The following is a 10832-nucleotide window of genomic DNA, read 5'->3' as shown; positions in this document are numbered from 1 at the left end:
CCTAGGGGGGTCAAAATGAATAAAGGTCAGAGGCATATTAAGATTAGAGAAATCATAGCAAGCCAAGAGATAGAAACACAAGATGAATTAGTCGATATATTGAAATCCGATGGTCATAACATCACACAGGCGACTGTATCAAGAGATATTAAAGAGTTACATTTAGTGAAAGTACCGACAAACAATGGAACGTATAAATACAGCCTTCCTGCGGATCAGCGGTTTAACCCGCTGTCAAAACTGAAGCGTTCACTAATGGATGCATTTATTAAGATGGATGCTGCCAGCCATTTAATCGTCCTGAAAACAATGCCAGGTAATGCTCAGGCCATCGGTGCTTTAATGGATAATTTAGATTGGGAAGAAATTATGGGAACCATTTGCGGAGATGATACCATTTTGATTATTTGCCGCACACCAGATGATACGGATACAGTTTCGACCAAAATTTTAGAGCTTCTATAAAGAGATCAGGTTTACAAAAAGAGGTGTCAAATGAGTGTTAGCAGAACTAACCATTAAAAACTTTGCAATCATTGAAGAGTTAACGGTTTCATTTGAAAAAGGACTCACGGTTCTAACAGGGGAAACAGGTGCCGGAAAATCTATCTTGATTGACGCTGTCTCACTTCTTGTCGGGGGAAGAGGATCATCTGAATTTGTTCGTTACGGTGAAAAAAAAGCAGAGCTGGAAGGGCTTTTTCTTGTGCCGGCAGATCATCCTGTATTTGACCTATGCGAAGAGCAAGGAATTGATGCATCGGATGAAATGATGATTCTTCGCCGTGATATGAATCAAAGCGGGAAAAGCATCTGCCGCATTAATGGCAAGCTTGTCACGATCTCTCTTCTGAGAGAAGTAGGACGGCTTTTGCTCGATATACATGGACAGCACGATAATCAGCTGTTGATGGAGGATGAAAACCATTTGCATTTGCTTGATCAATTTGGGGCAGAAGAAATTGTACCTGCTTTATCACAATACCATGAAGCGTATGATCAATATACCAAGACCGCTCAAAAGCTAAAACAGCTGTCAGAAAATGAGCAGGAAATGGTGCACCGTTTAGACTTACTGCAATTTCAGTTGGAAGAAATTGAAGCGGCTCAATTAGAACCGGGAGAAGATGAGAAGCTTCAGGAAGAACGTCATCAAATCAGCAACTACGAAAAAATCTATTCCTCACTTCAAAACGCATATAACGCCCTACGCAATGAGCAAGGAGGGCTTGATTGGGTTGGGATGGCTTCAAGCGAGCTAGAGCAGGTTTCTGAGATCAATGATGATCTAAAAAAGCTTTCTGAGCAAGTTTCGAACTCCTATTACTTATTAGAGGATTCTACCTTCCAAATGCGCAGCATGCTGGATCAGTTAGAATTCGACCCGGCGCGTCTTGACTTTATTGAGTCTAGGCTGAATGAAATGAAGCAGTTAAAGCGAAAGTATGGCGCAACGGTTGGAGAAATCTTAGAGTATGCGGCTAAGATTGAAGAAGAAATAGATCAAATCCAAAATCGAGACAGCCACCTGCAAACGCTCAAAAACAAACTGGATGCAATGAGCCGCGATGCACTGCTGGAAGCACTCAACGTGTCAGAGCTTCGTAAAAAATGGGCCAAAAAGCTAGCGAAGCAAATCCAAGCAGAGTTAAAGGATTTGTATATGGAGAAATCATCCTTTGATACGGCTTTTGCCATTCGCTATGCGCCCTTTGGCAGCACGGACTGCCCCCTTTTAGACGGAAAACCTGTCCAGCTCGGAAAAAACGGAATAGACCAAGCACAATTTGTCATTTCTACAAATCCAGGCGAACCGATGAAATCTTTATCAAAAGTAGCCTCCGGTGGAGAAATTTCACGTGTCATGCTGGCAGTGAAGAGTATTTTCTCAGCCAAACAAGAAGTCACATCCATTATTTTCGATGAGGTTGATACAGGCGTCAGCGGCAGGGTCGCACAGGCCATTGCCGAAAAAATTTATAAAGTAGCGGCAGGATCACAAGTGCTCTGCATCACACATCTGCCCCAAGTAGCTGCAATGGCTGATACCCATCTTTTCATTTCTAAACGCTCTAAAGCCGGCAGAACACTAACGAATGTCAAATCATTAAGTCATGAAGAAAAAGTGAGTGAAATTGGCCGGATGATTGCAGGTGTGGAAGTCACTGAGCTGACAAAACAGCATGCAAAAGAATTATTGCACCAAGCAAATGATGTCAAAACGACAGGGTAGCTGAATGACCAGCTGCCTTTTTTATGTTGTCTAAAATTCGCTGTATATACGCATGAAATCGTCTTTTTCTTTTATCAATTTATCCAATCATTTTCTACATGTGCCAGTTATAAATCCTCGCGAAGAAGGCAAAAGTATAGATGTAGCCAAAACATTAGTGTTCTGGTGTGGGTAAGGAGCGAGGAGAGTGAAAAATGAATGCCCGAAAAGATGAGAAAAGCCATTGGTGTGATTCTCCTTGTTTCTTTAATAAGTACAGGGTTTATGAGCATAGTGAAGGAATATATCAGCATTCCAACAAAAGTTGCTGTATTTGAAAAAGAAAAGCACTCAATTGAGACATCGATTGAAGCCTCAGCCAATACTTCTTCACCAGCCTTTAGTCTTTCAGAGAAAAAGAATCAGCTTGAAGTAACCGGACAAAAGGCGGGGAAAGCCGAAATTGTTTATGATTTTAAAGGATTTCCTATTAAGAAAACAAAAGTCGATGTTCTCCCTGAATTAAAAGTCATTCCTGGAGGACAATCCATTGGCGTCAAGCTCCACTCTGTCGGAGTTCTCGTTGTAGGTTTTCATCAAATCACAACAGCAGACGGCAAAAAATCGCCGGGTGAAGCCGCAGGCATTCAATCAGGGGATATGATCATTCAAATAAATGGTCAAAAGATGGAGAAAATGAATGACCTCACCCCATTTATTCAGAAAGCTGGGAAAACGGGTGAAACACTTCAATTACTCATAAAAAGAGATCATAAAACCTTTCAAACAACATTAACACCCGCAAAAGATGCAAGTGAAGGCACCTATCGAATTGGTCTTTACATTCGTGATTCCGCAGCAGGAATCGGAACGATGACCTTCTTTGAACCATCTTCTAAAAAATATGGTGCCCTTGGGCATGTGATTTCTGACATGGATACAAAAAAACCAATCGTTGTCGACAATGGTGAAATTGTCAGATCAACCGTCACATCGATTGAAAAAGGCACAGGAGGCAATCCTGGAGAAAAACTGGCGAGGTTTTCTTCCGAGCGAAAAACGATAGGTGATATCTCGCGCAATAGTCCATTCGGTATATTTGGTACATTAACCGAAAAGCTCGAAAATCATGTAGCGGACAAACCACTTCCAGTCGCTTTATCAAATGAAGTAAAAGAAGGTCCAGCAGAGATCTTAACCGTTGTGGACCATGATAAAGTGGAGAAGTTTGATATCAAAATCGTCAGCACAACACCGCAGAAATTCCCGGCCACAAAAGGGATGGTACTGAAGATAACAGATGAACGATTATTAAACAAAACGGGCGGAATTGTACAAGGAATGAGCGGAAGCCCCATCATCCAAAATGGCAAAGTCATTGGAGCTGTCACACACGTATTCGTCAATGACCCGACAAGCGGATACGGCGTACACATTGAATGGATGCTGTCAGAAGCAGGAATCGATCTTTATCAAAAAAACAAAAAAGCAAGCTGATCAAAAACTGCCGCGAATCTTCCGGCAGTTTTTTTCTACCCTTTCTTTCTCTCCCGTCATGTTATAAAATAAGGAAAAAGAGATTTTTCGACAAAATGGAAAATAGTATGTTGTCAAATTGCAATAATCGTCGATTCGTTAAGAAAAACGTAGAAAAAGCTAGATAATGCTCTATTATTCGGAAAATTAAAGTTTTTTAAAGGGGATAGCATGGTTTTGTCGAATTGAACACTCAGAAGAGAAATGCAAAAGACTAAAGGAATCGACATTGGGGAGGAAAGAACGTGGAGAAAATTAAAGTGTGTGTAGCTGATGATAATCGAGAGCTTGTTGGCCTTTTGACAGAGTATATTGAGGGACAGGAAGATATGGAAGTACTTGGCGTGGCCTATAATGGTCAGGAATGTCTGACATTATTTAAAGATAAAGAGCCCGACGTTCTCCTCTTAGATATTATCATGCCTCATTTAGACGGTCTTGCTGTACTGGAACGACTCCGTGAAAACTCTGATATGACCAAGCAGCCAAGTGTGATTATGCTAACGGCATTCGGACAAGAAGATGTAACGAAAAAAGCAGTCGATTTGGGTGCATCCTATTTCATTTTAAAGCCATTTGATATGGAAAACCTAGTAGGTCATATTCGTCAAGTCAGTGGAAACGGCACACAAGTTACCCATCGATCTTCATCTATCCAAAACAGTGTCCTTCGTAACAAACCTGAACCGAAACGTAAAAACTTAGATGCGAGCATTACGACGATTATTCATGAAATTGGCGTGCCAGCTCATATTAAAGGGTATTTATACTTAAGAGAAGCGATTTCTATGGTGTACAATGATATTGAGCTTCTAGGCAGCATTACAAAAGTATTGTATCCAGACATTGCGAAGAAATTTAACACGACAGCCAGCAGGGTGGAACGAGCAATTCGTCATGCCATTGAAGTCGCCTGGAGCAGAGGAAACATCGATTCCATTTCATCACTCTTTGGTTACACAGTCAGCATGTCAAAAGCCAAACCGACCAATTCAGAATTTATTGCCATGGTGGCTGATCGTCTGCGTTTAGAGCATAGAGCAAGCTAGTTCATTTCAGATGAAAAAACGTTTCTTCATTGAGGCGTTTTTTTATTTTTGAAAAAGATTGTAAAAAAATGGTTGTGTTGATAAAATCATCTTAATGTTTAAATTGGACAAACGGGCTGCTTTATTTTCAGAATAAAATGAAAAATAAAGCATGAAAGAAATCGAAAAGACATAAAGTAGTGGTAATCAGCTACGCCAAACAATCGATGTAGAAGAAGAAAACGCTCATTCGTAAGAAAAAGGATGAGAGGAAAAGGTCTTATGGAATTGGTAAATAAAGCAAATGAGATCGAAAGTTCTATTTCTATTGACCTGATTGATTGGCGTTTTAAAGTCACTGGCTTCTTAGAGATTGTGCCATTTGAACTGAATATTCCCATTGTCGAATTTAATAATTTTCACATTCTTTTACTATGCTATAATAATGAAAAGAAGAGGGTGAGGTTATGGGAAAGCTGAAAATCCACTCTGCTGAGGTAGCGAACGAAATTAGCAAGTGGACGAGGGTCATTTCTCAGAATGACCTAGAAAAATCTGCTGTCTATAAAGAGAAAATTCTGAATTTGCTAAAAAATACAGATGAAGACCGCGAAGTTCTCCTTTATTATCAGCTTGTTGACGGCAGACATGAAATGTTACTTGGAAATATTGAAAAAGCCAATCAAATTATGAAAACTGTCGGAACGCTGGATGAGAAAGCAGATGACATTATTAATTTTTATTTTTATTTTTACAAAGGCCAATACGCCGCGTATGTAAAGAAGTATGACGAAGCCATTAGTTTTTACAAAATTGCAGAACAGCGCCTAAAACGAGTGAATGAAGATCTGGAAGTGGGAACTTTTCACCATAAGGTCGCTTCTATCTATTACGAACTGAAACAAAATTTCATTTCCATTAATCATATTAAAAAAGCCATCGATACGTTCAAAGCGCATGAAGAATATACAGCTCAGGCGATTGACAGCTTAATTTTACATGCCAGCAATTGTATTGATTTGTTCCAATTTGATGAAGCAGAGGATAAATATCAAGAGGCACTTGAAAAAAGTAAGCGCATTAACAATGAAGTGCTGATTGGGAAATGCTATCACAATTTAGCGGTCCTTTATTATGCAAAGCCTGATTATGAAAAAAGCGCACAGTATGCAAAAAAAGGAATGGGCATTCAAATTCACCGCGACAATAGCCATTATTACATCCAATCTTTATATGTTCTGGCAAATGCCTTAGTTCATCTAGGAGATCAAGAGGCGAAAGAATATATCAAAGAGGGCATTCAGTATAGCTGCGATATCCAAAATAATGAATATATAGTAAAATTTGAAATTTTAGATTTAATGTGCGAAAATAGTGGAGCAGCAGACGTATTCTCTGAAAAATTAGACTACATAGAAAAAAATAGATTATATGTGGAGCTTGAGGATTTGTCTGAACAAATATCGAAATACTTCAAGGAACGAAATGACTATCAAAATGCCATTCGTTTTCTTGAAAAGAAATTCGATGCACAAATACTTCAAAAGAAAGTGGAGGTTATCTTATGAAAAAGTTGTTGTTAGGTGTAACAGTCGTTACAGCAGTCGCAGTTGTTTCTTCCCTTTTTGCTCTCGACGCAGAGATGACAGAGCAAGCCATCAGAGCGATTACGTGATCGAATTTATCTTTCAACCTCTTCGCACTTAAAAGAAGAGGTTTTTTTATGTGCCCAAACTGGAAAAAATGAAAAAGACCCGTCATAATGAAGGTAAGCATCATATTTAGAGGTGACATATGACGAAAATTTTCGCACACAGAGGCTATAAAGGAATCTATCCTGAAAACACAATGATCGCCTTTGAGCATGCACTCCATTCTGGAGCTGACGGTATTGAGCTTGATGTTCAGTTGACCAAAGACGGCAGACTGGCTGTCATTCACGATGAGAAGCTGAACCGAACGACGAATATGAAAGGTTTAGTGAAAGACCATACATATGAAGAGTTAAAAGCAGGAGATGCAAGTCATTCTTTCTATGAAGAAACAGGTGCTGTGTCCATTCCCCTTTTAGAGGAAGTATTGGAGCTAGTTACGCAGCAATCATCATTGATCATCAATATTGAGCTGAAAAACTCCATTTATCGATATCCAGGGATCGAAGAGAAAGTAAAAGAGCAAATCGAACACTTTCAAATTGAGGATCGTGTACTTGTCTCATCCTTTCATCACGGCAGTTTAGCTCTTTTCCACAAGCTGATGCCGCAAATTGAACTTGCGGTACTTACGATGGATGTGATTCATCAGCCCGAGATGTACTTAAAAACAATACCTGCAAGGGGATACCATCCAAATATGAAGGGGGCTGGGGTAACGAAAGAGGTCGTGTCGGCTCTCCATGCTGATAAGCAAGTGATCAGGCCGTTTACAGTAAACAGTGAGAAGCAGATGCGAAACATGTTCTCCTTAGGCGTCGATGGAATTTTTACTGACTTTCCTGACCGAGCGGTGAAATTAAGAGAAGAAATGAAATAAAGACCTGCTATCATCAGCGGGTCTTTTTTCGTGTTTATCTTTGCTTAAAGCGAGCAGTCACTTTATTACGTTTACGGTCTCTATATAAAATAAACCCAGCTACAACATAAAGACCTCCCCCTAAAAATAACAACCCTGCAATTCCTTGCAGCCATAAAAATGGAAATGGTGCAATGGTGATGCCAAAAACAGTGTCACGCAGCAGCTTAATCCCAAGTGCTGCAAAGGCGCCAGGTATTAAAATAATCACTAATGCAAGTATTCTCCCCATCAAATGTCCCCTTAATCGTCATTTACTTCCATTGTCTAATTCAAAAAATATTTTGTCAAGAAAGGAAAACGTGGTAATATAAGAGTTGTGCAATTTTTTGCAACGGAAAAATATGGTGTGCAAATTTTTTCATACAAAGGGGTAACGGGATGCAGAGAGTCTTGATTGTCGGTGCAGGACAGGGTGGATCAGCATTGCTTGAAACATTGCTGAAAACAAATATGATTCAAATCATCGCGATCGCTGACCTTGATCTTGGGGCACCGGGGATGGTAGAAGCGAAAAAGAATGGAATTGATACGACAACGGATTGGAAAGAATACATAAAAGATGACATTGATATCATCATTGAAACAACTGGCCGTTCTGCTGTGTTAAAGGAACTGATTGAAAAAAAACCAGAGCATACTGTCATTGTTCCAAGTTCGATGGCATACGTCATATCGGAATTAATGTCAGAAAAGCAGCAGCTTATTCAAATACTAAAGGAACAAACCTATAAACATGACCGCATTTTCAATGCAACGAATGATGGCATGATTTTTATTAATATGGATGAAGAAGTGGTCCTATTTAATCGATCGGCTGCCAAAATGGTGGGACGTTCACAAAAAGATGCGATTGGCCGTCACATTCGAGAAGTGATTCCAAATACAAAACTTCCCGACATTTTAAGGTCAAGAGAGCCAGAATTTAACCAAAAACAATTTTTGAATCAGCAAATTCAAATTGTTACTACGCGTCTGCCGATTATTGATGACGCAGGGAGAATGCTCGGCGCTTTATCCATCTTTAAAGATATTACAGATGCGGTTGAGCTTGCAGAGGAAGTCACGAACCTCAAAGAAGTGCGAACGATGCTTGAGGCCATCATTCAATCATCAGATGAAGCCATATCGGTTGTCGATGAGCAAGGAAAAGGGATCTTAATTAACCGTGCTTATACGAAAATGACCGGTTTAACGGACAAAGAGATTGTGGGTAAACCAGCAGGTGCAGATATTTCTGAAGGTGAAAGCATGCACTTGAAGGTTCTTGAAACAAGAAGACCTGTTCGAGGCGTCAGAATGAAAGTCGGACCAAACAAAAAAGATGTGATCGTCAACGTAGCGCCAGTCATCGTTGATGGCATCCTCAAGGGCAGTGTCGGGGTCATTCACGACGTATCAGAAATTCAATCACTCACAAATGAATTAAATAAAGCAAGGCAGCTTATCCGGACACTAGAGGCCAAGTACACGTTTGAAGACATTATTGGAGAAAGTGAGCAAATGCTTGTGGCACTTGAGCAGGCAAAGCTAGGTGCAAAAACACCGGCTACCATTTTACTCCGAGGAGAATCAGGTACTGGGAAAGAGCTGTTTGCGCACGCCATACACAATGAAAGTGACCGGAAATATAACCGCTTCGTACGGGTTAACTGTGCGGCCTTATCGGAGACCCTTTTAGAGTCAGAACTTTTTGGCTACGAGGAAGGAGCGTTTTCTGGTGCAAGGCGCGGCGGGAAAAAAGGGCTATTTGAAGAAGCGAATCACGGCAGCATCTTTTTAGACGAAATTGGTGAAATGTCCCCAAGTACTCAAGCGAAATTACTTCGCGTCATGCAGGAGAAAGAAATTGTGAGAGTAGGCGGAACAAAAGCCATACCGGTGGATGTGCGTGTGATCACGGCAACAAATGTCAATATTGAAAAAGCGATGGCGGAAGGGAAGTTCAGAGAGGATTTATATTATCGGATGAACAGATACCCGATCTCCATCCCCCCGCTTAGGCAGCGTCTTGAAGATATTGACTCATTAAGCAAACGTCTCATCCAGAAGATCAATTTAGACTATGGACGGAATGTGAGTGGTTTAACAGAACATGCACTTAATAGACTTCGTTCATACAGCTGGCCAGGCAACGTGAGAGAGCTTGAAAATGTGCTTGGACGAGCTATGATCTTTTTGAACCCGCAAGAAGAATGGATTGATGAAGGGCATATTGCATTCATGGAATCGGAAAAGCATGAAGAAAAAGAGCAGGAACTTGCTGTCAGCCAATTTGAGGGTGAGACGCTTTCGGACGCCGTTGAAGCATTTGAAGCGCAGCTAATTAAACAAACCCTTGAAAAGCATCAATTCAATCGTACCAAAACAGCGAAAACGTTAGGGATCAGCATTCGAAACCTTTACTATAAAATGGATAAATATCAGCTTGCAAAAGATAGCATGCAATAACATGCATGTTACCTGCAAAAAAATGCACGCATTTATCGGGAAATGGTTCATTTACCTCGCGTTTCACGCTGGCACGGAACTTGCATAAAGAAAAGATGAACCGAGCACAAGGAAAGGTGGGCATGTATGAAGCTGGACGATCTGATTATCAAAGCCTCGCAGCTGCAGAATAAAACAGCGGCTGTGGCTCATGCAGAAGACGAAGAAGTGCTTCATGCCATCAATATGGCAATTGAACGAAAGGTCGCTCGCTTCCTGCTGGTTGGGAACAAACGCAACCTGAAGGAGCGAGTCAAACAGCATGAAATCAATGAAGACTGGATAGATATTATTCATTCTGATTCACCCGAAGAATCTGCCAAAATCGCTGTACAGGCAGTAAGTGAGAAGCATGCAGATATTTTGATGAAGGGGAATGTCCCGACAGCAATTCTTTTAAAAGCGGTACTGAATAAAGAATACGGACTTCGAACAGCGAGTGTCCTATCACATGTCGCGGCCTTCGAAGTGCCAGGCTTTGACCGTTTTATCTATGTAACAGATTCTGCGATGAACATCGCGCCAGATTTAAATATGCTGAAAGAAATTACGATCAATTCTGTTCAAGTAGCACATGCTGTCGGAAACGACATGCCAAAGGTTGCGGTGTTATCTGCGGTAGAGGTAGTCAACCCAGCAATGGATTCGACGCTGACTGCTGCAAGTCTTGCCCAAATGAATCGAAGAGGTCAAATTTCTGGCTGCCTCATTGATGGGCCGCTTGCTTTAGATAATGCCATTTCTCAAACGGCGGCTTCTCATAAAAATATTACGAGTGATGTAGCTGGTCATGCAGATATTTTGCTTGTGCCAACAATTGAAGCAGGCAACATCCTTTATAAATCTCTCATCTACTTTGCGCATGCAAAGGTTGGGGCTGTAGTGGCAGGAGCGAAGGCGCCGATCGCTTTAACAAGCCGGTCTGATTCAGCCGAAAGTAAGCTCTATTCAATTGCACTTGCTATCTGTACATCAAATTAAGCGGAAGTATTAGG

At 40.8% G+C, this 10832-nt stretch carries 9 protein-coding genes; 8 read left to right on the top strand and 1 reads right to left on the bottom strand.

Annotated features, from left to right (window positions below; genetic code table 11):
* Positions 1-15: 15 nt before the first annotated feature.
* The 6 genes from ahrC to ACYH0L_RS10895 all read left to right on the top strand — a co-directional run bounded on the left by ahrC (position 16) and on the right by ACYH0L_RS10895 (position 7308).
* The gene (ahrC, locus tag ACYH0L_RS10920) at positions 16-465 is read left to right on the top strand and encodes a transcriptional regulator AhrC/ArgR (protein ID WP_099726688.1); all 450 of its coding nucleotides are present in this window, start codon (positions 16-18) and stop codon (positions 463-465) included.
* Positions 466-499: 34 nt separating this feature from the next.
* Positions 500-2233 (top strand): DNA repair protein RecN, encoded by a 1734-nt coding sequence (gene recN, locus ACYH0L_RS10915; RefSeq protein ID WP_482354016.1) that lies wholly within the window; start codon positions 500-502, stop codon positions 2231-2233.
* Positions 2234-2431: 198 nt separating this feature from the next.
* The gene (gene spoIVB / locus ACYH0L_RS10910; protein WP_256498769.1) at positions 2432-3709 is read left to right on the top strand and encodes a SpoIVB peptidase; all 1278 of its coding nucleotides are present in this window, start codon (positions 2432-2434) and stop codon (positions 3707-3709) included.
* 284 nt (positions 3710-3993) lie between these two features.
* The gene (gene spo0A, locus ACYH0L_RS10905; RefSeq protein WP_034319717.1) at positions 3994-4797 is read left to right on the top strand and encodes a sporulation transcription factor Spo0A; all 804 of its coding nucleotides are present in this window, start codon (positions 3994-3996) and stop codon (positions 4795-4797) included.
* 446 nt (positions 4798-5243) lie between these two features.
* Complete coding sequence (locus tag ACYH0L_RS10900) at positions 5244-6344, top strand: Rap family tetratricopeptide repeat protein (RefSeq protein ID WP_099726692.1); 1101 nt, start codon at positions 5244-5246, stop codon at positions 6342-6344.
* Between the two features lie 226 nt (positions 6345-6570).
* Positions 6571-7308 (top strand): glycerophosphodiester phosphodiesterase, encoded by a 738-nt coding sequence (locus ACYH0L_RS10895; RefSeq protein WP_256498768.1) that lies wholly within the window; start codon positions 6571-6573, stop codon positions 7306-7308.
* A 34-nt stretch (positions 7309-7342) separates the two neighbouring features.
* Here ACYH0L_RS10895 and ACYH0L_RS10890 read toward each other — a convergent pair whose 3' ends face one another.
* A complete protein-coding gene (locus tag ACYH0L_RS10890) occupies positions 7343-7579 on the bottom strand; it encodes a DUF2627 domain-containing protein (RefSeq protein WP_099726694.1) in 237 nt (78 codons plus the stop codon).
* Between the two features lie 149 nt (positions 7580-7728).
* On the opposite strand from ACYH0L_RS10890, the gene ACYH0L_RS10885 reads away from it, so the two are divergent.
* Positions 7729-9798 carry a sigma-54 interaction domain-containing protein gene (locus ACYH0L_RS10885; RefSeq protein WP_099726695.1) on the top strand — a complete coding sequence of 690 codons (2070 nt, stop codon included), beginning with the start codon at positions 7729-7731 and terminating at the stop codon, positions 9796-9798.
* 126 nt (positions 9799-9924) lie between these two features.
* Positions 9925-10818, top strand: coding sequence for a phosphate butyryltransferase (yqiS, locus tag ACYH0L_RS10880; RefSeq protein WP_099726696.1), 894 nt, complete (start codon positions 9925-9927; stop codon positions 10816-10818).
* Positions 10819-10832: the final 14 nt, after the last annotated feature.

The sequence above is a fragment of the Bacillus sp. MC1252 genome, from assembly GCF_056838025.1.
The sequence above is the reverse complement of the archived record's forward strand: the minus strand, read 5'-3'. Positions and strand labels throughout refer to the sequence as shown.